This is a genomic window from Halobacillus karajensis (assembly GCF_900108515.1).
In the GTDB taxonomy this organism is placed as follows: domain Bacteria; phylum Bacillota; class Bacilli; order Bacillales; family Halobacillaceae; genus Halobacillus; species Halobacillus karajensis.
Map to the genome: position 1 here is coordinate 257,106 of NZ_FNWW01000006.1, position 21,561 is coordinate 278,666.

Annotated in this window: 20 protein-coding genes; 11 read left to right on the plus strand and 9 right to left on the minus strand. The window is 42.6% G+C overall.

Translation table 11 applies throughout. The features are described 5' to 3' along the window. The first annotated feature begins 3 nt into the window (after nucleotides 1–3). From BLW54_RS14255 to BLW54_RS14270, 4 genes are all read left to right on the plus strand, one after another. On the plus strand, nucleotides 4–939 hold the full coding sequence (locus BLW54_RS14255; protein WP_074735269.1) for a siderophore ABC transporter substrate-binding protein: 936 nt from the start codon (nucleotides 4–6) through the stop codon (nucleotides 937–939). Between the two features lie 73 nt (nucleotides 940–1,012). Next, complete coding sequence (locus BLW54_RS14260; RefSeq protein ID WP_074735272.1) at nucleotides 1,013–1,831, plus strand: MerR family transcriptional regulator; 819 nt, start codon at nucleotides 1,013–1,015, stop codon at nucleotides 1,829–1,831. A gap of 322 nt (nucleotides 1,832–2,153) precedes the next feature. Further along, complete coding sequence (locus tag BLW54_RS14265; RefSeq protein WP_244153520.1) at nucleotides 2,154–3,287, plus strand: D-alanyl-D-alanine carboxypeptidase family protein; 1,134 nt, start codon at nucleotides 2,154–2,156, stop codon at nucleotides 3,285–3,287. 498 nt (nucleotides 3,288–3,785) lie between these two features. After that, nucleotides 3,786–4,493 (plus strand): polysaccharide deacetylase family protein, encoded by a 708-nt coding sequence (locus BLW54_RS14270; protein WP_074735276.1) that lies wholly within the window; start codon nucleotides 3,786–3,788, stop codon nucleotides 4,491–4,493. 208 nt (nucleotides 4,494–4,701) lie between these two features. Here the strand turns inward: BLW54_RS14270 and BLW54_RS14275 are convergent, their stop codons facing one another. Further along, the gene (locus tag BLW54_RS14275) at nucleotides 4,702–5,004 is read right to left on the minus strand and encodes a hypothetical protein (protein ID WP_074735278.1); all 303 of its coding nucleotides are present in this window, start codon (nucleotides 5,002–5,004) and stop codon (nucleotides 4,702–4,704) included. A 228-nt stretch (nucleotides 5,005–5,232) separates the two neighbouring features. Here BLW54_RS14275 and BLW54_RS14280 point away from each other — a divergent pair, with 228 nt between their 5' ends. Then, a complete protein-coding gene (locus BLW54_RS14280; RefSeq protein WP_035510305.1) occupies nucleotides 5,233–5,520 on the plus strand; it encodes a YhdT family protein in 288 nt (95 codons plus the stop codon). Then, a complete protein-coding gene (panF, locus tag BLW54_RS14285; protein ID WP_074735280.1) occupies nucleotides 5,517–6,983 on the plus strand; it encodes a sodium/pantothenate symporter in 1,467 nt (488 codons plus the stop codon). Before BLW54_RS14280 ends, panF begins: the two co-directional genes overlap by 4 nt. Nucleotides 6,984–7,237: 254 nt before the next feature. Here panF and BLW54_RS14290 read toward each other — a convergent pair whose 3' ends face one another. Genes BLW54_RS14290 through BLW54_RS14305 form a run of 4 tightly spaced genes read right to left on the minus strand, consistent with a single transcriptional unit; the run spans nucleotide 7,238 to nucleotide 11,787 of the window. Continuing rightward, nucleotides 7,238–8,707: a sodium:solute symporter family protein gene (locus BLW54_RS14290; RefSeq protein WP_074735282.1), complete on the minus strand. Its 1,470-nt coding sequence runs from the start codon at nucleotides 8,705–8,707 to the stop codon at nucleotides 7,238–7,240. After that, nucleotides 8,708–8,869, minus strand: coding sequence for a DUF3311 domain-containing protein (locus BLW54_RS14295; RefSeq protein WP_244153523.1), 162 nt, complete (start codon nucleotides 8,867–8,869; stop codon nucleotides 8,708–8,710). A gap of 56 nt (nucleotides 8,870–8,925) precedes the next feature. Beyond that, the gene (locus BLW54_RS14300) at nucleotides 8,926–10,536 is read right to left on the minus strand and encodes an amidohydrolase (protein WP_074735286.1); all 1,611 of its coding nucleotides are present in this window, start codon (nucleotides 10,534–10,536) and stop codon (nucleotides 8,926–8,928) included. Between the two features lie 15 nt (nucleotides 10,537–10,551). After that, entirely contained in the window at nucleotides 10,552–11,787 is a 1,236-nt protein-coding gene (locus tag BLW54_RS14305) for a Zn-dependent hydrolase (protein WP_074735288.1), read from the minus strand. Between the two features lie 166 nt (nucleotides 11,788–11,953). On the opposite strand from BLW54_RS14305, the gene BLW54_RS14310 reads away from it, so the two are divergent. Both BLW54_RS14310 and BLW54_RS14315 read left to right on the plus strand, forming a co-directional pair. Next, the gene (locus tag BLW54_RS14310; RefSeq protein WP_083391541.1) at nucleotides 11,954–12,964 is read left to right on the plus strand and encodes a DUF3231 family protein; all 1,011 of its coding nucleotides are present in this window, start codon (nucleotides 11,954–11,956) and stop codon (nucleotides 12,962–12,964) included. A gap of 378 nt (nucleotides 12,965–13,342) precedes the next feature. After that, complete coding sequence (locus BLW54_RS14315; RefSeq protein ID WP_074735292.1) at nucleotides 13,343–13,567, plus strand: hypothetical protein; 225 nt, start codon at nucleotides 13,343–13,345, stop codon at nucleotides 13,565–13,567. A 69-nt stretch (nucleotides 13,568–13,636) separates the two neighbouring features. Here BLW54_RS14315 and BLW54_RS14320 read toward each other — a convergent pair whose 3' ends face one another. Beyond that, nucleotides 13,637–13,828 carry a YjzC family protein gene (locus tag BLW54_RS14320; protein WP_074735294.1) on the minus strand — a complete coding sequence of 64 codons (192 nt, stop codon included), beginning with the start codon at nucleotides 13,826–13,828 and terminating at the stop codon, nucleotides 13,637–13,639. Nucleotides 13,829–14,127: 299 nt separating this feature from the next. On the opposite strand from BLW54_RS14320, the gene BLW54_RS14325 reads away from it, so the two are divergent. The 3 genes from BLW54_RS14325 to BLW54_RS14335 all read left to right on the plus strand — a co-directional run bounded on the left by BLW54_RS14325 (nucleotide 14,128) and on the right by BLW54_RS14335 (nucleotide 17,368). Further along, complete coding sequence (locus tag BLW54_RS14325) at nucleotides 14,128–14,754, plus strand: FMN-dependent NADH-azoreductase (protein WP_035510322.1); 627 nt, start codon at nucleotides 14,128–14,130, stop codon at nucleotides 14,752–14,754. 185 nt (nucleotides 14,755–14,939) lie between these two features. Continuing rightward, on the plus strand, nucleotides 14,940–15,917 hold the full coding sequence (locus BLW54_RS14330) for a cation diffusion facilitator family transporter (protein WP_074735297.1): 978 nt from the start codon (nucleotides 14,940–14,942) through the stop codon (nucleotides 15,915–15,917). A gap of 146 nt (nucleotides 15,918–16,063) precedes the next feature. Beyond that, on the plus strand, nucleotides 16,064–17,368 hold the full coding sequence (locus BLW54_RS14335) for a Glu/Leu/Phe/Val family dehydrogenase (RefSeq protein ID WP_208598924.1): 1,305 nt from the start codon (nucleotides 16,064–16,066) through the stop codon (nucleotides 17,366–17,368). A gap of 41 nt (nucleotides 17,369–17,409) precedes the next feature. Here BLW54_RS14335 and BLW54_RS14340 read toward each other — a convergent pair whose 3' ends face one another. The 3 genes from BLW54_RS14340 to BLW54_RS14350 all read right to left on the minus strand — a co-directional run bounded on the left by BLW54_RS14340 (nucleotide 17,410) and on the right by BLW54_RS14350 (nucleotide 21,381). Continuing rightward, nucleotides 17,410–18,840: an aldehyde dehydrogenase family protein gene (locus BLW54_RS14340; RefSeq protein WP_074735299.1), complete on the minus strand. Its 1,431-nt coding sequence runs from the start codon at nucleotides 18,838–18,840 to the stop codon at nucleotides 17,410–17,412. A gap of 9 nt (nucleotides 18,841–18,849) precedes the next feature. Continuing rightward, nucleotides 18,850–20,484 carry an acetolactate synthase large subunit gene (locus BLW54_RS14345; RefSeq protein WP_074735301.1) on the minus strand — a complete coding sequence of 545 codons (1,635 nt, stop codon included), beginning with the start codon at nucleotides 20,482–20,484 and terminating at the stop codon, nucleotides 18,850–18,852. A 150-nt stretch (nucleotides 20,485–20,634) separates the two neighbouring features. Then, nucleotides 20,635–21,381 carry a hypothetical protein gene (locus BLW54_RS14350; protein ID WP_074735303.1) on the minus strand — a complete coding sequence of 249 codons (747 nt, stop codon included), beginning with the start codon at nucleotides 21,379–21,381 and terminating at the stop codon, nucleotides 20,635–20,637. Nucleotides 21,382–21,561 lie beyond the last annotated feature (180 nt).

A 21,561-nucleotide genomic window follows, 5' to 3' on the forward strand; every position in this document is an offset into this window, starting at 1 on the left:
AAAATGAAAAAAATCACTTGGATGATTATGGCAGGACTTTTATTGTTGTTAGCTGCATGTGGAAATGAAGGTGAAGCAGAAGGGACGAGTGAAGAGAAAGAGGAAAAAGAGAAAGTAACCATCGATCATAAACTCGGAGAAACAACCGTAGAGAAAAATCCGGAAAAAGTTGTCGTTTTCGACTTTGGCACATTGGATACATTAGATGAATTAGGAGTCGAAGTGGCAGGAGTACCGAAAGATTCTCTTCCCAGCTACCTTTCAGATTATAACGGAGACGATTACGCTCATGTCGGCGGCCTGAAAGAACCGGATTTTGAGGAAATTTATGAAGTCGCACCAGACTTGATTATCATCTCCGGCCGTCAGATGGATTTGTATGAAGAGTTTGCAGAAATCGCGCCGACTATATATGTGGAATTAGATGCAGAGAATTATATGGAGTCCTTTGAAGGAAATGTGAATATGCTTGCAGAGATCTTTGACAAAGAAGAGGAAGCCCAAGAGAAACTCTCTACTATTGAAAATCATGTCGAGTCACTAAAAGAGAAAACGGCGGAAGCGGAAGGATTGATTGTGCTTTCCAATGGTGGAAAAGTGAGCGCCTATGGAGAGGGGTCTCGTTTTGGCATTCTTCACGATACATTTGGGGTCCAGGCTGTAGATAAAACGATTGATGTAGCCACACATGGACAGAACGTTTCATTTGAATACATCCTTGAACAAAACCCGGAATATTTATTTGTTATTGACAGGGATGCGGTAGTAAATGATGAACCTGCGGCGAAACAAACCATCGAAAATGATTTAGTTAAACAAACGACAGCCTACGAAGAAGGGCAAATTGTTTACCTTGATCCAAACTACTGGTACTTATCAGGCGGCGGTCTGCAATCAGTGCAGGGAATGGTGGATGAAATAGAATCAAGTATGAAATAAGTAGGAAGAGGCAGAGGAGAGTAATCCTTTGCTTCTTTTCCATTTGTAAGATTGTGAGAAGGAGAGAATCATTATGCACGGACGTTTTACTATCGGGGAAATATCTAAGCTTCACAAAATTCCCGTAAAAACATTAAGGTATTATGATGAGATTGATTTATTTAAACCTTATGAAGTAGATGAGCGGACAGGATACCGTTATTATTCGACAGAACAGTTCGAGCATTTGAACATCATTCACTATCTACGTGAATTAGGAACCCCTTTAAAAGAGATTAAAAGTGTATTTGAGGAAAGAGATGTTGACCTTTTTTATCGTTTGTTAAAAAAACAAGAAGAGTCTGCCATTCAACAAATAAAAGAATTAGAAAAGGTAAGACAACGGGCAAAAAATCGAATGGAAGAATTGAAGTGGGCACGAAAGAAGAAAGATAGCACGGAGCCTGTATTGCAATTCCTGCCTGAGCGGCATGTGCTAGAGTTGAAGGAACCGATCCATTCTTATGCCGAATTGGAGCTGGCATTGAGAAAGCTGGAAAATTTGACAGATCGAAAAGCCTCGATATTTATTGGTGGAGTTGGGGTGACACTTCCAAAGAAGGCTATACACTCCAAACGTTATAAAGCGTATGAATCAATCTTTCTGATGGACGAGGAAAAGAGAGATAGTCCATATTCGAATGTCCTTCCAGCCATGACTTATGCCTGTTTATATTGCAATGAAGCTCGAATAGAAACACCCGAATATTATGAGAGGCTTATGAATTACATAGAAGACCAAGGGTATCAACAGGCAGGAGCAGCCATCGAACGTGTGATCATTGATCATTATGTGTCTAAACATAAGGATGAGCATTTGTGCGAAATACAAGTTCCTGTTATTCCTATCTAAATAAGGGGGAACAAGGGGAGATAAAATCCGGCATAAAGCTGGATTTTTATTTTTGTCTAGAATATTAAAAAGTCAATGAATGTTGGAACAATGTCCTGATCATTCCTTGCTTATCCTTGTGCAGGTGAATCAGTGCATTTGAGTATGGAAATTCTACTTGAATTATCCAAATACGTTACAAAAACATTACATTTCATTTAAAAATTCTTGGTTTTTCTACAAATTTCGACAATTGTGTATATACTGGTAGATGGAAAAAAGTGAACAGATGAATGTTCTTGTTAATTCTACCATTTTATCTTATATACAAGGAGTCATCGAATTGAAGAAAATCACTCTACTCATTACAGCATTGTTGTTTATTCAGATAATCAGTCCAACACGAACAGAGGCAGTGACAGAACCTGAACCTCCATCCATTCATAGTGAAGCAGCGGTGGTTCTTGAAGCCCATACGGGCCAAGTCCTCTATTCAAAAAACAAAGATGTACAAATGTATCCTGCTAGTTTAACAAAGATCGCTACGGCTATTTATGCAATAGAACATGGAGACCTTGATGAGACAGTTACCGTCAGCAAACGTGCTTATGAAACGGGAGGATCGAGTGTCTTTCTTGAAGAAGGCGACGAAGCTACATTGCGACAGCTGGTTGAAGGGCTGTTGTTAAATTCAGCTAATGATGCGGGTGTTGCTATTGCTGAGCATTTGAGTGGCAGTGTGGAACAGTTCTCTGATGATTTAAATACGTATTTAAAAGAAGAGGTAGGGGTGAAAAACACCCATTTTCAAAATCCTCATGGGTTGTTTGATCCAGAACATAGGACGACAGCTGAGGATATGGCTAAAATCACTCAATATGCCCAGGGCAATGAGACGTTCCAACAAATCTATGGAATGGAAGTTTTGGAATGGGATGGGCAAAAATGGGATGCCACCCTTTACACACACCATCTTTTAATGAGGGAAGATCCTTATGAAGGAGTAATTGGTGGCAAAACAGGATTTGTCCCACAGTCGGGTTTTACCCTGGCTACCAGCGCTGTACGTGGCGATACAGGCCTTATTGTCATAACGATGAACAGTTCTTCTAAAGATCGATCCTACGAAGATACGAAAAAACTGCTTGATTATGGATTTAAACATTATGAAACATCCATGTTCAAGCCTGAAGAAGAATTTCACGACTTAGAGAAAGAATATGAGCTGCCAGAAAAGGTTCCATATACTCATTTAATAGGAGAAAAGGTAGAAAAGAACATCGAAAATAATGGACGAATGGTTATCTCTTATGATGATGATACGGAAATTAAATCTATAAAACTAAAAGAAGTAAAGAAAGAAGAATCTACAGAACAATCCTCTGATGTTGAGGAGGCAAGCTGGAAAGATTATTGGCCTTTTTTTATCTTCCCGAGACGTTTATGGGTGACAGAACTTTTTGGAGAAATAAAATGAACGTTGTAAAATCGAAACCTTCCTTATTGAGGGAGGTTTTTTGCTGTCTATGAAAGGATTATAGTTAACGAATTTCTATGGTGGGGATCATCCAAGTCGATTCATTCCCTATCTATATCCCCCATCCCATCCTTTTCAAACCTTATTTTTACATAAAATTTCGAATTCCTGGGATAGAAAGGATGAGAATGGTGTAGGGCAGAAAATAAAAGAGAATGACTCTCGTCGTGCCATTGAATTTATATGGACGGTGATGTTTCTCAACGTACTCAACCATTCAATTTTTTTACAGAAGACTTATAGTGGAGGGAATATAACTCGTGCGCTTTTTAGGGCGTTCATGTTTGTCTAAGACCAGCTTCAACGAATCCTTTCGAGCTCATAGGTCAACGGGAAGGTCCTTTTGAGCTTGTCAGATCGGGCCCATTTGCTGAATTTTGTCCTTGTCAGTACCCCTGGCTTTCCTTATGATTGAATATAATGAAGGAGAGATTTTTATTGAAAAAGAAGCTTTGGATTACAGGATTTATTTTTCTACTTATGCTTGCTCTGGTCTATGGAGTCTATCAATGGATGAATGCGAGAAGTTTCCAGGTATTTGGACATCTTACAGATCAGGTAGAAACTAATGAAAAAGTCGTTGCCCTGACGTTTGATGATGGGCCGACGGAGCATGTGGGCGATCTACTTGGATTATTACAACAATATGAAGCCAAATCGACATTCTTTCTAATAGGAAAGGATATGGAAGATAACATGGAGAAGGCGCAGGAGATTGTAGAGGCTGGACATCAAGTCGGCAACCATACGTATTCCCATGAAAAGATGGTTTTTAAGTCGTACGCTTTTTATAAAAAAGAATTGAATCGTACGAATGAGTTAATCAGGGAGTCAGGATATGAAGGGAAAATAGATTTCCGCCCGCCTTATGGAAAGAAACTGTTCGGTTTGCCTTATTACTTAAAACAGAAGAATATGGACACGATCACGTGGAACTTGGAACCAGATACGTTTTATTCCACAGTTGAGGATAAGGTGACCTATGTGAATGAGAATGTGAAAAAAGGATCGATCATTTTACTTCATCCCATGTATGGAGAGAGAAAGAAGGCGTTAGCAACCGTCGAGGGTATATTGAAATCACTGACTGAAAAGGGCTATTCCTTTGTTACCGTCGATGAATTACAGCGATATGAAGAGGAGTAGAGGCCAGGAGATAAGAAAACCCATACGCTCTATAAAAGCGTATGGGTCAGAGTTATTCTTTATTGAAAAACTCAAGGAAAGCATGGTAGATCTCAGTTCCTTGGTAAGACAGCAGTGATAATGCTGTCACAGAAAACATGGCAATCATAATCATTCTGAACCATATCATTGGTGTAACCTCCTTTGATTGTTGGCTGATTCTGCAACATCAAAGGTTTTGGATCACATAATTCGATTGATAAAAGACAGGGTTCAGGAAAAATAACTTACGAAAAGGACGCCCGGATTTACTCGTTTCTTGGATAACGATGCTAATTAATAGAATAAAGCCAGCGAAAGCACTAATGATTGCTGTTTTATCGGAGTAGTCATCTGTAGAGGGCGAGTATTCAATTAGAGTGCTTTCCTGAACGTCACCTTTGAAATAGCCGCTGTGATGGTCGCCGTATGAAACAGGCAACGAAAACAAGAGAAAAAGTAAAACGATTCCAAAGGCTAAGTGTCTTTTCATTCAAAGCACTCCCTTTTTCTATGAATATATCCATTTTACATGATGAACAAAAAATCGCAAGGTGAATGTTGTCGATCGAAGCCCATACATACCTTATGCACGTAAGGGATGGAGTAGCACTTCGATCTAGAAAATGGGAGAAGACAGAAGTTTATTTTTTCGGTAAGCTGAGAAAGGGAGTTTAAAAGATAAATAGGATATGAGTGGTTTTGTAAGGGGGGAACATGGATGAATCGTAAAAAAAATCGGGGGGAAGATCCTCGATATAAAATTGCGAACAGGGAGGCAATCATAGGTGTTGGCCTTGTCGTGATCAACTTTATTTTGTGGTATGGATTTGCTTACGGGCTCGGTTCTGGACCTGTAGAAGAATATGAGTATGTCTTCGGTCTCCCAGCCTGGTTTTTCTATAGTTGTATTGTCGTAACTGTGGTGATTTTCATCCTTGTTGTTCTTGCTGTTGTCTTCTTATTTAAAGAAGTTCCACTTGAGGACGAAGAGGAGGAAGCAAGATGAATGGGGAAGTGATTATCCCATTGTTCTTATTTTTAATTGTCATTTTTTTTATCGGATTTTATGCATCAAAGTTCTTAAAAACAACCGCAGACTTTCTGCAAGAATACTTTCTGGGGAGCCGCCAGCTTGGTGGATTCATTCTTGCAATGACGATGGTCGCCACTTACGGAAGTGCAAGCAGCTTTGTCGGGGGACCGGGAGTTGCTTACACAGTAGGGCTGGGCTGGGTGCTTCTATCGATGACCCAGCTCGCAACGGGATATTTCGTCCTGTCTGTGCTTGGGAAGAAGTTTGCTATTATGGCAAGGAAAATTCGTGCTGTCACCCTCGTTGACTTCTTGAAAGAGCGTTACCGAAGTAAGTGGGTAGTTATATTGTCTTCGGCAAGCATCATTATTTTTCTGTTTTCTGCCATGGCTGCCCAATGGGTCGGGGGAGCACGTTTAATTCAATCTCTGACTGGGTTATCTTACACGGCTGCTCTGTTCATTTTTGCTGTGTCGGTCCTTATCTATGTCATCATCGGGGGTTTTCGGGCGGTAGCGATTACAGATACGGTGCAGGGAGTCGTCATGTTTTTGGGGACGATGATCATCCTCATCGGTACGATTATTGCAGGAGGCGGGGTAGGAAACATTATTTCTGATTTGGCTGCTGAAAATCCAGACTTCATCTCACCGTATGGGGCTGACCGCTCGCTGACGCCTTTGTATGTTTCTTCATTCTGGATACTTGTCGGCGTCGGCGTGGTTGGTCTTCCTCAAGTGGCTGTCCGGGCTATGAGTTATAAAAGTTCACGCGGGATGCATCGGGCGCTCATTATTGGGACCGCGGTGGTCGGGGTTATCATGCTTGGCATGCATTTGACGGGCGTGTTTGCACGACCGATACTACCTGGAATCGAAGTGGGAGATACGGTTATGCCACGGATTGCCATGGAAGTACTGCCGGCATGGCTCGCAGGTATCGTCTTGGCTGCTCCAATGGCTGCAATCATGTCGACCGTTGATTCGCTGTTGCTTTTGGTCAGCTCAGCTATTGTTAAAGATGTGTATTTGAATTATGTAAAACCTGAAGCCAATGACCGGACGGTGAAGCAGTTGAGTATCGGGGTAACTGCTGTAATTGGTCTGCTTGTATTTGTTATGGCTATCCAGCCCCCGGAGCTGTTAATATGGTTAAATTTATTTGCTTTCGGAGGTTTAGAAGCGGCCTTTATATGGCCTGTCATTATGGGGCTGTATTGGAAGAAGGGAAACGCCAGTGGTGCCATGGCTTCCATTGTGACGGGGGTTATCAGCTATATTCTATTCCACAGTTTTATGCCTGAAGCTTTCGGTATGCACACGGTTGTGCTTCCTGTGGTCTTAAGTCTATGTGCTTATATACTTGTCAGTTTAGTGACAGTAAAACGACATGCGGAGATACAGGCGCGTGTCTTTCAAAAATTATGGAGCGCCTAATAAAGGGGAGGGGGATGTGTTCCCCTTTTACGTTTAAAAGTTTGCTGACTTTTCATTCGTACACTAGCGAGATAGCTAGTCTAATAGAAATAAAAAAATCTCAGAGCTTAATCAGGCTCTGAGATTTTTTGTGGGAAAAATAGTTTTATGAAAGCCGGCTGCAACTTCCACCGCCTTTTTCTCAGGAAACTTCATCATAAAGAATTCTCCCTTTGATATGTGAGTAAAGCTTGTCAAGAGTGTAGTTATCGAGCTTATGATCCGACTTTTCGATATTCCTCAGCCATTGGTATCTCTTTTCCTTGTGTAAACGAACTAACGATAATAACAAGAACAATGTTCACCATCAAACCTAGGATACCGGGATTGATATCCAGCGGTGTTGAGTCTGTCACAAGCTGGAAGTAGTAGTTGGTTACTGTTCCGGCAAGTAAACCAGTAATGACTGCCGGAGCCGTTATTTTTCTGGAATACAAGGCTCCATAGACCCCTGGTGCGAATTGGACAATGGACCCATAGGCACCAAGTAAAAGGGCGATCAGTCCTTGACCCCCGAAGACAGTGATGAAATAGGCGAGCCCCCCAATCACAAAAACACCGATCCTCATGATTAACAAGGTCGCTTTGGAGGATAAATCTCTTTTGATATTACGGACAAAACCGTCGGTAAATTCAAGCGAAGCACTGTGAGTGATGGCATCAGCCGTACTCATGGCAGCTGCCAGGGCTCCTGCTCCTACAAGACCATAAACCCAGCCTGGTAATGTTAATACCGTAGTGATCAGGAATGGGAGAATCTCGTCCGGTGAACCAATTTGATCAGATTGAATGACGTTGACGGCAGAAAACCCAACAAAAAGCAAGGGAATTAAGAATAAGGCGAAAAGGGGATACACAAGTACCGTTTTCTTAATTGTACGTGCTTTTGTAGCATATGATTTGGAAAACAGGTGCGGCCACATGAGAAAACCAATCGTTGATACGAGAATGGTCGTCGTATAAGCCATGGCGGACATCGTTGACCCTTCTGCCCCAATTTGAAGAAAGCCGGGAGTGTCTTGGGTTAAGTTCCGGAACATGTTCGGCACACTATCATGAAGCTGATTGACAATCGTAAGGCCAACGGTCCAGGAAATGATAATCATGAGAATTCCTTGGAAGACATCCGACCAGGCAGCTGCGCGTAAACCGCCTGTGGCAACATAGACAACAACAATTCCATACGAAAGCAGGGCCCCAAGCCAGAATGGAATCCTGCCTTCAGTCATGATGTTGAATATGTAAGCCATCCCTTTCATCTGAGTCGCTAGATATTGGATAGAAGCCAACAGAGCGATCACACCGATGATCATCGCTATCAGCCGGCTGGAATAACGGAGCTGCAGGAAGCCCGCAACTGTATAGATGTTGTGCTTACGACCAATGGCTCCTATTTTCGGCCCTATGATGTACCATGGGAGTATGGCAAATGCTGTGTATGTGATGATATACAAAGCTGGTGCCCCGCGCGAAAACGCCCAGCCGGGTGCGCCAAGGAAAGAGAAGGCACTAAAAACGGCCCCGCCCATTAAGAACCACATAACAAATAATCCAAGGTTCCCTTTGGCAGTTGTAAATTCTTCTAATGAGCTTTTATCTTGGTTACGACCGGCCAATATCCCGATAAATAATGCAACTACGAGGTAACCGATCATCATAATCATTGCGATTTGCCATTGAGCCATTTAATGAACCTCCTTTTCGTCTTTGTCTGGGTCCATTTTATATAGGAAAAGTACGAGGAGGAAGGTGATGATAATCCAGAAAATAACCCAAAAGACGGAAAAAGGCAAACCGAGAATGAATGGTGTTTCCCTGTTTCCGATGGAGAAAAGTGGAAAGACCATTAAAAGAAAAGGCACAAGTAATGACAGGCAATAAATTTTTGAGAATCTTTGCTTGGTCAATGGACATCCTCCTTTTGTTTTTCGTATACGATGTTTCCATCCAGGACGGTCATTTCGACTTGGATGTCTTTAAGGTTTTCGGGGGCACAGCTTAAAATTGATTGATCAAGAAGGGTAAGATCAGCGAGTTTTCCTGCTTCCAGACTGCCTTTGATTTCTTCTTCAAAACTGGCGTAAGCTCCTCCCCATGTGTAAGCACGAATAGCCTCTTCTACAGTAATCATTTGATCGGCCCCGATGGTGTTGCCCTGCTTGCTTTTTCTATTTACGGCTGCATGGATACCAACGAGTGGATCGACAGTTGTGATCGGGCTGTCGGAACCAATAGCAAATGGAATACCAAGTTCTGAATAGCTCTTTAAAGGGAAAAAGTGGTGGACACGTTCCCCGTAGTCACGTAGATATCCATCCCCAAATTCATAGAGGAATGCAGGATTGGGAATAGGCAATGCCTGGGTGGTCTGAATTCTTTGCAAGAGATCCGGAGGTGTAATCCCTGCATGCTCCAATCTATGTCGGTGCTGTGAGGCTGGTTTTTGATCGAGCGCTCGCTCAATAGTGTGGAGCAACATGTCTACGGCTTCATCTCCCATGGCATGGGAGGTGATTTGCCACCCTGCCTTGTGAGATGGTAAAAGGTGAGAGTCCAATTCCTCCTGATTCATGTATAGAATTCCTGAATCCTCGGGGTTGCTCGTATATGGCTTCCGGGTTTTGCATGTTGGTCCACTACTGCTGCCATCGATAAAGACTTTAGCCGGACCGATTCTGAAGTACTCATTCCCTAACCCTGTGGTTATGCCACTTTTCAAACCGGCTTCTACAACCGCCGGTGAATCATAGAGTGATCCAAACATGACGTAAAGTCTTTGTTGAATTTTTCCCTCTTGGACAGCTTTTTGTAAATACGAGATGTGCTTTGATCCGTAACCACCAGCATCGTGGGCACTCGTAATCCCCTTTTGTAAAAAATGATCGGATGCCGTTTGGAGACCTAGCATGACGTCGTCTTCGGAATAATCAGCCAGCTGAAACATTTCCATATGAGCGGCCTCCAGCAGTAGGCCGGTAAGTTCTCCACCTTTTCTGAGGTAGGAACCACCAGATGGATCTTTCGAAGTGTTTGTAAGCCCAGCTATTTCAAGGGCTTTACTATTTACGCAAGAGATATGCCCACATGTGCGGACGACGATTATGGGGTGAGAGGTGGACACTTTGTCCAAATCCCATTTTGTCAGGTGTCTTTGTTCGGCCAGTTGATTTTGATTATACCCCCATCCACGTATCCACGCTCCATTTGGCGTCGCTTTGGCGCGTTCCTTGAGTTTCTCAATAACGTTGTCAATATCCTTGACATTTTTTAAATTCACCCCAAGCTGGTTCGTCCCATATAACTCAAGGTGAGCATGGGAGTCAATGAATCCTGGCAGGAGGCTTCTTCCTTCTAAATCGATGACTTCTGTTTCGTTATCCACCAATGACATCATATGACTCGTCGATCCGACATCGAGGATATGTCTCCCTTTAATAGCAAGGGCTTCTTGGACGGAGAAGTTATGGTCAACCGTCACCACTTCTCCGTTAATAAATACTTTACTTGCTTTCATTTTTTCTCCCTCCTTTTATGACTGGGCGATCTTCACGGCTGTATGGTAAAGGAGTTCCACCCCTTTTTGCATGTCTTCCATTTCCGCAAATTCCAGTGGATTATGGCTGATCCCTTTTTCACAACGGACAAAAATCATGCCGTAATCACTAATATAAGACATGAATAAAGCATCATGGAAAGGCCCACTCATCAATGTAGGAGATTGGTATCCTAGCTTTTCGTCCTGTTCTTTCATAATGTCCTTTATCCAGTCTGCACAATAGCGTGGGTCACTGCGGGTGTCTTCACTGATAGAGTACTCAAGGTGGAGTTCTTTGCTGGTTTTTTCGATGATTTCGTATAGCTTCCTTTCAAGGCGGGTACGAGCATCTAAATCGATATCACGAAGGTCGATGGTGAATTCGACTTTTTCAGGGATGATATTGCGGGAATTCGGGAATGTCTGCACACTGCCGATCGTTCCGACGGTATTTGGTGTACCTTCCTTGCGGACGAGTTCATTGAATTCTTTTGTGATAATGGAGGCGCCGAGGAAAGCGTCCTGTCTTAAGTTCATGGGTACAGAACCTGCGTGGCCGGCGAAACCTTCAAGGGTGACTGTCAGCCAGATGGGCCCAGATATTGCCGAGACAATGCCTACAGGTTTATTTTTTGATTCAAGGACTGGTCCTTGTTCGATATGAAGTTCGAGGAAAGCTTCAATATCCCCTTGTTTGTACACAGGACTTTGACTCAAATCCGGTTCCACCCCAAATTCTCTTAATGCTTCGAGACGGGTGATACCGTTTTTATCTTTTCGTTTCAGTTCCCCATCTTCAAGCTGACCAATGATGCCTCGGACTCCAAAGACGCCTTTGTTGAATCTGGACCCTTCTTCGTCTGCGAAACAAATCACTTCAATGGTGCGGTTGGGGGTAACTCCTTCATCTTTCATTGTATGTACGACTTCAATCGCTCCCAATGCGCCTGCTGTCCCGTCAAAGCGGCCGCCATAAGGTTGAGAGTCGATATGGGACCCTAAAAGTAAAATCGGCAGGTCCTTTGCCTGTCCTTCGATTCGGCCAACAAGGTTACCGAATCCATCGATATGTGTGGTAAGACCTGCTTCTTCCATCCAAATTCGTACAACATCGACAGCTTCACGATCCTCTTTCGAATGGGCGAGACGACATACGCCTGTTTCTCCGATTCGTCCGATTTCTGCCAGGGTTTCCATATGTTCCTGAAATCTCTTTTGATTGATCTTCAAGTTGCATCTCCTCCTCGTTTTTATTAACTATATCAAGTTCGAAATTATCTGACAATTGACAAAACGTAAAACTACGATCGATTCATGTCTGGGCTTCATTTTTCTTTACGAATATTTGTTACTATCGAGAGAAACCTATTTATAAAGACTTGGTTTGGAGGAGAGTATGATGTCAGGGAATCAATGGACAGCTTTGACAGCAGCTGAATTATCCAATTTGTGGACTTCTTATCAGAATGATTCGATGGCTATTTGTGGAATTAAATTTTATTTGTCCCATGTAAAAGATGAAGAGATTAAACAAGTATTGGAATATGCTCTGCAAATTTCTGAGGAACATATTTCCAAAGTACGAGATTTTTTAAAGCAGGAACATTGTGCCATCCCCCTCGGATTTACGGATGCAGATGTTAATATGGAAGCGCCGCGTTTATTTTCCGATCGTTTTTATTTGGAGTATATATCAAATATGGGGAAGTTTGGACTTACTGCGTACAGTTTAGCTCTATCTATATCTGATCGGTCCGATATGATCGGGTTTTACAGTGATTGTCTCGATGAGACGAAGAAGTTGCATAATATGGCTAAAGAGGTAGGTAAGAAAAAAGGGGTATTAATACGGACGCCGGAAATACCAAAAACTGAAAAAGTAAATTTTGTAAAAAAGCAAAGTTTTCTAGCTGGGTGGTTTGGTGATAAGCGGCCGCTTCTTGGAGTTGAAGTGGCGAATCTAGTTTATAATGCCAAGCGAAATGCGTTAGGTGCAGCTACAATTATCGGATTTGCTCAAGTAGCGGAAAATAAAGCAGTACAAAGATATTTTGAACGTGGCCTTGAATTGGCGAACAAACATTTTGATAAGTTTCAATCCGTACTTCGGGAAGAAGATTTACACCCGGGGGCGTTGAATTTAGCATCTGAAGTAACATCATCGACAGAACCTCCATTCTCAGATAAGTTGATGATGTATCATATTACGGCTTTGATCGGTTCAGGAATTGGTCAATATGGGGTAGCAATGGCCTCGGGGCCGAGACATGATCTAAGCCTATTGTATGGCCGCCTAATCGTAGAATTATCACGTTATGCAGAGGACGGAGCCAAGATTATGATCGAACATGGGTGGATGGAGTCCCCGCCGTCAGCTGCCGATCGTCATAAACTATTCCAAGAATAAAAATGTGATGGTCAAGAAGAACGAGTAGCTGTTATGGAAGAGTGGGTTTTTAGGGGCAGGAATAAGGGCTGCAGCACAAGCTAAATTACCGATGGGTGATGTTTTTATCTTGCTTTTTTTACGTTGGGTGTTTCCTGTTACTGAATAGAAATGTTTGAATGTGATCGTATAACTGCCATATCATTTATTCTTCCTTTTCGTGTTCTCTCTTTCATTATCGGTACCTTATTTTCTGTCCAACGGTAGATTTAATAGCGTTAAAAAAATATAAGGAGCGCTATGGCTGGTCGTAGGAAAATGCCTTTGATTGTTTAGCATGATTGTCCTCCTTTTAACATATCCTACTATTAATTGAGGATTATCATAGGGAGTGACAAAATGGGTTTCACATATGGAAAAGATGAACTGATTGGTGATTTGCAGCAGGTCTTTGCCAGACACAATGTCCAGTCGATTCGCGTTAAAGAACCCGGGACGTTATTTCGTGTGGAATCAGATGGTTCACTTACAATCGGAATAGGAGCGACGATTACCTCTTTTGAATACCACCCGGATGAAGAACAAGGTCCTGTTTTTAAAGTAATTGATGGAAAGAGAAAATGAAGAAAAGTCCTGAGCAGGGGGGGTGCTCAGGACTTTTTTTGTTGATTTGGATGTTCAGGACTCTTTGTATCAGCCCTGGGCTTTTTTCCAGTATGCTGCTTCTTTACTGGAACGTAGAGGAGGGAACGTATCACCATTGCTCAATTCGACATGTTTTTCATCATCTGTTACCTCATCTTTTTTACGTCCGTCTACTAAACCATCAAATTCGTAAGTACCTGACTCTGGAGCTTTTTCGCCTGTTTTGTAACGTTCTGCCATATTCTAAAACACCCTTTCGAATTTGTTGTGGTTGTGCGCACATTAGGTATATAACCGGATATAAAGAATATAAACTTTTTTTCTGAAATCTTTACATTAGTTGAAGTTTCCTGTTTTCAATGGTTACGGTTTGACAAGTGGATGAGAAGTTTATATGATATACCATGTTGAATAGTTTTTGTAGCAACTTCTCGAATTGCGGACATAAAATACTACGGTATTTCGAATAACTAATCTGTTGGTTAATCCCCCCTGGTTGTTACACGAATCATACATTTAGATAGATGGAGGTCCCTACGATGACAAAAGTACTTTTCGTAAAAGCAAATTCTCGTCCTATGGAACAGTCTGTGAGCGTTAAGCTGTATCACACTTTCCTGGATAATTATAAAAAAGCCCACCCGGATCATGAAATAGAAGAGCTTGATCTGTTCGAAGAAAACCTGGGCTATTATGACACAGACAAAATTAATGGTATGTTTAAGCTTTCTAAAGGTATGGAGCTGACTCCAGCTGAATTGGAAGCAACGAATACGGTTACAGGCTACTTGAATCAATTCTTGGCTGCGGACAAAGTAGTCTTTGCCTTCCCTCTATGGAATTTTACTATCCCAGCCGTATTGCACACGTATTTTGATTATCTTGCGCAAGCCGGGCAAACCTTCCGTTATACGGAAGAAGGACCTGTTGGGCTGCTTCCTGATAAAAAGGTAGCTCTGCTAAACGCACGTGGCGGGGTGTACTCCGAAGGACCAGCCAAGTCAGCTGAAATGGCCGTTAATTATGTGGAAAATATGCTCCGTTTCTGGGGTGTGGAAGACATTACTACGCTTGTCGTAGAAGGTCACAACCAATACCCTGATCGCGCAGCGGAAATTATCGAAGACGGACTGGAAGAAGCAGCAACAACCGCCGCTTCATTCTAAATAAAAGATCAAGCGAAGAAAGGCACTCCAAAATGGGGTGTCTTTTTTGTTTGGAAATATATGGATGACCTGGTACGGAAGAAATTGTATGACCTGGTATGACAGTTTAAGACAATTGGTGGAATGATTTTTTGGTGGTTTTGGGAAACTATAGGGTGAGGCTGAGGATTGGGAAGGAGTTAGTAATGAACGAGTTATTGGTTTTATTAAAGAAAGGGAACAGGCCGGCGTTATGGGCGGCAATTATTAACGCAACGATTGCTCTCATTAAGGGAATTGCGTATTTCATTACAGGTAATGTGGCCATGTTTGCTGAAACGATGCACAGTATCGGGGATATGGCTAACCAGTTTTTTGTCTTTATAGGTTCAGCCTTAAGTAAAAAAGCCCCGACAGATAAGTTTCCAAATGGATTTGCGCGTCTGGTTAACTTAGTCCTTTTAGGGGCAGTTATTATTGTTGGAATTCTGGCTTATGAAACGATTAAAGAAGGTATTCATCATATTCTTCATCCGCCAGAAAGCGGGGAATGGCTCTGGTTAAATTTAATGGTTCTCGGCATTGCTGCAATCCTTGAATCGTTCGTCCTTTATAAAGCGATGAAAGAAATTGTCGCGGATATTGGGGAGAAAAATGTCAAAGGATTAGCCGTAATAAAAGTGAGTCTGAAAAATATCGGCAGTGCTAAACCAGCAACGAAACTTGTTTTTTTGGAAGATATGGTGGCAACTGCTGGCGCACTAATTGCTATGATTTCCATTCTCATTGCCACGTATACCCCTTTCCACACCGCAGAAGGATACGCATCTGTCCTTATTGGATTGATGTTGTTTTACGTGGTCGGTCGTATTTTTCTGGATAATGCCAAGGGAGTCCTTGGAGTCGCGGATGAAGAAATGGAAGAGAAAATTGGGCAATTCGTCTTTGAGGACCCTCATGTCAGAGATATACAGAAACTGATGGTCATAAAAGAAGGAGAGGAATTACACGTCGAGCTGAAGATCGAGTTTGATCCTGATATGTCGATAGAAAAAATTGATGACGTATTAGACGGCATCGAAAAGAAAATTCTCAGTCAGCGCGGGGTCACTGAAGTGATCATAGAATCCGACAAAGATGATCATAAACAAAGCTGGGACCCAAAAGATAAAAGTGCAGATTAATTGGAAGAAAATGTATGACCTGGTACGGAAGAAATTGTATGAACGGAAGAAAGTGGATAAAACACATAAAGTAGATAAAACTTAAATATGAAAGAACGGAAAAAATGGAAAGCAAATACATCATTAGAATTGGCGAGGTGTTAGGAATGGGTAAGGAAAAATACGATAAAGTGGAATCAGATATTATGACACATGGGCATAACCCCTATGATATTGTGAAGGGGCTTTTAAAAGAGTCTGTTCAATCACTAGGGTTCCATGAAAACATTTATCAAATGTTAAAGAAACCCATGCGTGTTTTTGAGGTATCTATTCCTATACGAATGGATGATGGACGGATTGAAAGCTTTACAGGTTACCGGTCCCAGCATATCGATATTCTGGGACCGACAAAAGGCGGTATCCGCTTTCACCCTGATGTAAACTTAGATGAGGTCAAAGCCCTTTCCATATGGATGTCATTGAAATCGGCGATCATTGATCTTCCTTTTGGGGGAGGAAAAGGTGGCGTAATTGTCGATCCTGAAAAGTTAACGGAGAGGGAATTAGAATTGTTGAGCAGAAATTACATTAAGAAAATCACGCCGATTATTGGTCCGCAAAAAGATATACCTGCACCGGATGTTAATACAAATCCGAAAGTGATGGGGTGGATGACGGATGAATTTGATCAGCTTCGCGGCTATAATATTCCAGGGATGTTAACAGGAAAGCCTGTCGTCTTAGGGGGTTCGCTTGGACGTTTAGAGGCAACCGGGAGAGGGGTTGTTTTTACCATACGTGAAGCTTGTCGCGTACTCGATATTAATATGAAAGAAGCAACGGCTGCCATCCAGGGTTTTGGAAATGTCGGCAGCATGACGGCTAAGTTTTTACATGAGCTAGGTGTGAAAGTGGTAGCCGTAACCGATGCGAAAGGCGGGATTTACAAAGAGGAAGGTTTAGACATTCCCGACTTACTTGCTTTTACAAATAAAGGGGAAAATTACGCTTCCAAATATGAAAAAGCAGAGCCAATCACAAACGAAAAAATGTTTGCCTTGCCTGTCGATATCCTCATTCCGGCAGCGGTTGAAAATCAGGTTACGAAAGAAAACGCGCCGACCATCCAAGCAAAAATTCTCGCAGAAGCGGCTAACGGTCCGACAACTCCAGCAGGTGACCAAATACTCGAGCAGAAAGGGACTTTTGTTATCCCAGATATTCTTTGTAACGCTGGTGGAGTGACGGTTTCGTATTTTGAGTGGGTGCAGAACAATATGAACTACTATTGGAAAGTAGATGAAATTAACAAGCAGCTAGAAGAGAAAATGCTGGCTGGTTTTGAAAAAGTTATTCAAATGAGAGATGAAAAGGGATGTCGAATGAGGGATGCTGCCTATATGGTCGGTATTACTCAACTAGTAAAAGCTATGGATGCCAGAGGCTGGATTGGTGAAAAAGATCAATAACTAACAAAATGGTCGCCCCGGGGAATGGGGGCGACCACTTTTTATCCATTTAACTTGATCCCATAGAACTTCATTTCCGTCATGTCTTCTAAAGCATATTTCACACCTTCACGTCCGATTCCACTCTGCTTCACACCTCCATAAGGGTGGTTATCTTGACGGTACGTTGAGATTTCATTAATCCATACCCCGCCCATTTCGAGCTGGTCCGCGATTCGGAATGCACGGTCAATGTCTTTGGTGAAGATACCAGCCTGCAGTCCATAGATGGAGTCGTTGGATTTACTGACGACTTGATTTTCAGAGGAAAAAGGGATCACCGATACAATCGGAGCAAATACCTCTTCAGCAATAATTTTCATATCACTTTTCACATCTGTCATAATGGTCGGTTTTAGTATGGTTCCATTACGTTCCCCGCCTGTCTTTATGGTGGCCCCGTGATTAACGGCATCATCAATCCACGTTTTGGCCCGTTTGGCTTCATCTTCATTGATCATCGGACCAAAGTCTGTTTCTTCATTCATAGGGTCTCCGATGGTTAAGGCTTCGGTCTGCCGAATAAATTCATTTAAAAATGATTCATAAATGTTCTGATGGACATAAATTCGTTGAGCAGAAATACAAACTTGCCCCGAAAAAGCGAATGATCCTTTGACAAGGCTTGGAATGGCTTCATTCAGATCAGCATCCTCAAAAAGAATGTTGGGTGAATTAGATCCAAGCTCAAGGGTCACTTTTTTAAATCCTGCATTTTTACGGATGGTCCTGCCCACGGGGAGACTTCCTGTAAAAGTGACTTTATGGATTCTTTCATGTTTGACCAGGGGATCTCCAATTTCTTTTCCTGTCCCAAGGACAAGGTTTAACGCACCTTTCGGAAGGCCGGCTTCATGAAGCAGCTGAACAAGCTTATAAGCAGAAAGGGGAGTTTTTTCCGCTGGCTTCAGAATTATGGTATTCCCTGCAGCAATCGCCGGAGCAACCTTATGCAATGTGAGATTCAATGGGAAGTTGAAAGGAGTGATGGCGGCTACTACTCCGAGTGGAACACGCTTGGTAAAACCGAAGCGGTTTTTTCCACCGATAGCAGCATCCATGGGAAGCACTTCCCCTTCCATATGTTTGGCTTCCTCTGCGGCAAAGCGAAGAACCTGCATGGACCGCTCAACTTCACCGCGGCTGAATTGAAGTGGTTTTCCTGCTTCTTTTGTAATGGTCTCTGCAAATTCTTCGAGTCGCTCTTCCAGAAGATTCGATGCTTTCAGCAAAATATCTCCCCGCTCATGAGCAGGCATTTTCTTTGTTGTCTGATGGAAAGTATCATAACTGTTATCAATCGCCCGATTCAGTTCCTCTTCAGCAGCAAGGGCAATTTCAGCTACTACTTCATTATTGTAAGGGTTTGTTACTGTCATGGTCTCTTTGGATGGTTTCATTTCGTCACCGTTGATAATCGAACCTATCTTCATGCTCTCACCTCAGTCGCACGTTATGTTGTTGAGTTTTTCTGTCAGTTTCATGTTTTCGCTATAGTCGACCGGACAATCGATCAAAACAGGTTTATCCATGGCGACAGCCTGATCCAGAGCTTTGCGTAAATCAGTAGTCCGGTTTACTTGGATGGCTTCCATACCAAAAGATTCGGCAAGTTTAATAAAATCAGGGTTGCCGAATTCGATGTAGGAAGGTCGCTCAAATTTTTTCATCTGGTGCCATTCAATTAATCCGTAACCGTCATCTCTCCAAAGCAGCACGATGATCGGGACTTTCAGTCTGACAGCTGTTTCGAGTTCGGCCCCTGTCATTAAAAAAGAACCATCACCACAGACCGCTACTGCTTTACGGTCGGGGTCAGCCATCTTAGCAGCAATCGCGCCTGGCACAGCTACGCCCATGGAAGCAAGTCCATTGGAAATTAGACAAGTATTCGGAGCTGCTGTATGGTACATGCGGGCCATCCACATCTTGTGTGCCCCGACGTCTGAAATGACGATATCCTCATCTTCCAGCACCTCTCGCAAATCTGAGATGATTTTTTGTGGCTTCACAGGAAAACCGTCATCTTGTTGGTAGTGTTCATATTCATCGAGTATTTTTCTTCTGATGGAATCCGCCCACTCGAGATTTCGGTTATTGGACGGGACCGCTGCCGAAAGCTGTTTCAAGTTTTCTTTGATATCCCCGACGACGTTAAGCGCCACAGGATAATGTGAATCAATTTCTGCTTCTTCGGTATCGATATGCAAAATAGGTGTCTCTCCTGTTGGGTTCCAGTTTTGTGGTGGTGTTTCGGCCATATCAAACCCGATGGGAATGATCAAGTCTGCCTGCTCAAACCCGCAGGTTATATGGTCTTTCCCACTTAGCCCAGCCGTAAGAAGGCTTCGTTCATGCTTCCAGGAAAGGGCTCCTTTTCCCATGAAAGAATGAACAACAGGGATGTCTGCCTTTTCGGCAAGTGCTTTGAGCTCTTCCGTTGCCTTTCCTCTTGTAATCCCATTTCCCGCTAAGATAATTGGATGAGTCGATTTGGAAAGTAAGTCAACGGCTTCTTGAATAATTTTTTCATCGGCCTGTGGCAGGGAGTGACCTGTAATCGGAAGAGGCCTCACGTCTACTTCCATTTCAGCTACATCTTCAGGCAAGTCAATATGTGTAGCCCCAGGCTTCTCCTGCATGGCGAGCTGATAAGCTTTTCTGACTACTTCCGGAACGATTTCTCCTGTCTTAATTTGTGCATTCCACTTGGTTACAGGGGCGTAAATGTCCACAAGATCATAGTATTGGTGGGAAATTTTATGCTGGCGGTTGAGCCCAGCCTGTCCTGTGATTGCAATTAATGGACAGTGATCCATGTTCGCATTCGCCACCCCTGTCAATAGATTAGTGGCGCCAGGGCCTAGTGTGGCCAAACAGACGCCGGGTTTGCCGGTAAGTCTTCCATACGTGCCAGCCATAAAAGCAGCGCTCGTTTCATGACGGGTGGTGATAAATTCGATGGAAGAGTCCAGTAACGCATCCATCAAGTCGATATTCTCTTCACCAGGAACACCGAAGATGTATTCAACACCTTCATTTTCTAAACATTTAACCAATAATTGTGCCACATTCATTTCTTTGCCTCCTTGTCAGTGTTATTTTGTCTCAATAGAGGCGAAGTTATGAAAACAGCAGGTAAAATCTATTACAAATTCTGGTGTACCAGGTCATACAAATTATTCCATTCAACCATATGAAAAAGCCCTGAGTCTGGGACTCGGGCTTTACTTTATGCGGTCGTCTCTTTCTTCGTCCGGGATGAGGGGGCAGGTAGGGCAGCATTTGGATTTATCCGCGTCGTGGAGCATATATTTCATACAGCAATGCTGGCGCACGTACGTTTCTTTTCCGTTTTCAGCCTGATAGAAGCGGAATTTGAAATGAAGCGGGTTATGTCGGTTCTTTTCGAACAGCTCTTGTGAGGTGAACCAATGAAAAACGGTATCGCGCCATTCATGATCTTCCTTCTCTTTCGTTAACATCCATTTACGCTGATGCAAATTGTGAGAAACAATGGAGCGCATATGAGTGATTTTACAGTTCGAAGCTTTGGCGGCTGATTGGAATAAGGGATGCAAATGTTCGGAGATAAAAGTATGAATGAATTCTTTTATTTTCTCTTCAGGTAAGTCCGTGATTTTATGAACGGCGTCTTCTTCAATCATGTAATTCATTGCATTTTTTTCTTTCATTTCAATGCCGATGTTTTCGGGATTCGCATCAATGATCAGTCCGTGCTTGATGATTGTTTCAAACAGACCCATGGTTAAGACAGAGTACATTTTACCGAACAATAATCCTGTGATGGCAAGGTTCGGGGCATTCAACTGTTGTTTTTGAGTCTCCAACAAATCAATCATTGCCTGTTTATCTTTTATGAGATCATCGACTTTAAAATGAATGCGGTTCTGATATTCAGCCCCGATATACATCCGATGATCGTTCTGAATTTGTTCGAAAACACGTGTCATACCGATGTCTCCCAACATTTTGATAGTTTGTATTGCTGATAACTATTATCAATTATAAAATAAATAATAACTTCGAACAACTGAACGAGCATATTGGACAGGACCTTAGGAGTAAGCTTAGCCTATGAGTGAATAGCCGGCTGATTGCAATTCGTTGATTTAGGGAATAGGCAGCTTTAC

Excerpts from the sequence above, each read along its gene's own strand:
- BLW54_RS14280 (WP_035510305.1), top strand. The coding sequence starts at position 5,233 with ATGAATCGTAAAAAAAATCGGGGGGAAGATCCTCGATATAAAATTGCG.
- BLW54_RS14275 (WP_074735278.1), bottom strand. The coding sequence starts at position 5,004 with ATGAAAAGACACTTAGCCTTTGGAATCGTTTTACTTTTTCTCTTGTTT.
- BLW54_RS14255 (WP_074735269.1), top strand. The coding sequence starts at position 4 with ATGAAAAAAATCACTTGGATGATTATGGCAGGACTTTTATTGTTGTTA.
- BLW54_RS14300 (WP_074735286.1), bottom strand. The coding sequence starts at position 10,536 with ATGAAAGCAAGTAAAGTATTTATTAACGGAGAAGTGGTGACGGTTGAC.
- BLW54_RS14330 (WP_074735297.1), top strand. The coding sequence starts at position 14,940 with ATGAACGAGTTATTGGTTTTATTAAAGAAAGGGAACAGGCCGGCGTTA.
- panF (WP_074735280.1), top strand. The coding sequence starts at position 5,517 with ATGAATGGGGAAGTGATTATCCCATTGTTCTTATTTTTAATTGTCATT.
- BLW54_RS14325 (WP_035510322.1), top strand. The coding sequence starts at position 14,128 with ATGACAAAAGTACTTTTCGTAAAAGCAAATTCTCGTCCTATGGAACAG.
- BLW54_RS14310 (WP_083391541.1), top strand. The coding sequence starts at position 11,954 with ATGATGTCAGGGAATCAATGGACAGCTTTGACAGCAGCTGAATTATCC.
- BLW54_RS14260 (WP_074735272.1), top strand. The coding sequence starts at position 1,013 with ATGCACGGACGTTTTACTATCGGGGAAATATCTAAGCTTCACAAAATT.
- BLW54_RS14340 (WP_074735299.1), bottom strand. The coding sequence starts at position 18,840 with ATGAAGATAGGTTCGATTATCAACGGTGACGAAATGAAACCATCCAAA.
- BLW54_RS14350 (WP_074735303.1), bottom strand. The coding sequence starts at position 21,381 with ATGACACGTGTTTTCGAACAAATTCAGAACGATCATCGGATGTATATC.
- BLW54_RS14295 (WP_244153523.1), bottom strand. The coding sequence starts at position 8,869 with ATGGTCTTTCCACTTTTCTCCATCGGAAACAGGGAAACACCATTCATT.
- BLW54_RS14315 (WP_074735292.1), top strand. The coding sequence starts at position 13,343 with ATGGGTTTCACATATGGAAAAGATGAACTGATTGGTGATTTGCAGCAG.
- BLW54_RS14335 (WP_208598924.1), top strand. The coding sequence starts at position 16,064 with ATGGGTAAGGAAAAATACGATAAAGTGGAATCAGATATTATGACACAT.
- BLW54_RS14345 (WP_074735301.1), bottom strand. The coding sequence starts at position 20,484 with ATGAATGTGGCACAATTATTGGTTAAATGTTTAGAAAATGAAGGTGTT.
- BLW54_RS14320 (WP_074735294.1), bottom strand. The coding sequence starts at position 13,828 with ATGGCAGAACGTTACAAAACAGGCGAAAAAGCTCCAGAGTCAGGTACT.
- BLW54_RS14290 (WP_074735282.1), bottom strand. The coding sequence starts at position 8,707 with ATGGCTCAATGGCAAATCGCAATGATTATGATGATCGGTTACCTCGTA.